The 690-nt window shown below is 27.0% G+C and carries 1 protein-coding gene and 1 pseudogene; both read left to right on the forward strand.

Annotation, left to right across the window (positions count from 1 at the left end):
• Window positions 1–207, forward strand: a pseudogene (locus HMPREF3023_RS06140) (MATE family efflux transporter); the annotation flags it as partial.
• Between the two features lie 298 nt (window positions 208–505).
• Complete coding sequence (locus tag HMPREF3023_RS09465; RefSeq protein ID WP_168165800.1) at window positions 506–643, forward strand: hypothetical protein; 138 nt, start codon at window positions 506–508, stop codon at window positions 641–643.
• Window positions 644–690 lie beyond the last annotated feature (47 nt).

Here is a 690-nt window from a genome sequence, read left to right on the forward strand (position 1 = left end):
ATAGGAAACGCTAAAAAAGCCGGCATAATAGTAATGCTAAGACAGTTATTTTTATTCGTACCTGCCATGATTATTTTACCAATGATATTTGGAGTTAAAGCAGTATGGTTTGCAGAACCCCTTGTAGATTTAATTATGATAATAGCCGGTGTAGTAATGATGTTTGGGGAATTAAATAGGATGGATAAAATTAGTTTGAAAAACTAAATACAAATAACAATCGAAAAAGTTTCTTTCATTTTAGAGGATTTATGTCTAGTAGCATAAGTCCTTTTTTATGCTCAAATTAATCATTAAAACTCAAAAATACTATAAAAAATAAAAATTCAGGTTACCAAAGAGGGCAAATTTCACTTTATAAAGTGAGGGGTATTTTTTCATATTTCTATAAAAATCCAAATACTTTGAAGTGTGAATATTCTTGAAAATGCTTAGATGAAATTAGCATATTTCATATTTAATTCACTTATCTAGGAAAAAAATTCAACTTACATAGGAGGTTAAAATGCAAGCAATAAAAGTTTATAGCATGAGAGTTGCTATGTTATGTAGACTTTATGCTCTTAAATTAATTAATGATAAGGAATATACAAAAATAAAAAATAGAATAGAAAATGATTATAAGAAGATGGATAGAAAGTAGTTAATCTTGTGATACAATAACACTGTAGAAAGATACAAAATGGGAAG

The organism is Peptoniphilus sp. HMSC075B08, from assembly GCF_001815405.1.
GTDB lineage: Bacteria > Bacillota > Clostridia > Tissierellales > Peptoniphilaceae > Peptoniphilus_A > Peptoniphilus_A harei.

Coding starts and splice junctions, on each gene's coding strand:
- HMPREF3023_RS09465 (WP_168165800.1), top strand. CDS start 506: ATGCAAGCAATAAAAGTTTATAGCATGAGAGTTGCTATGTTATGTAGA.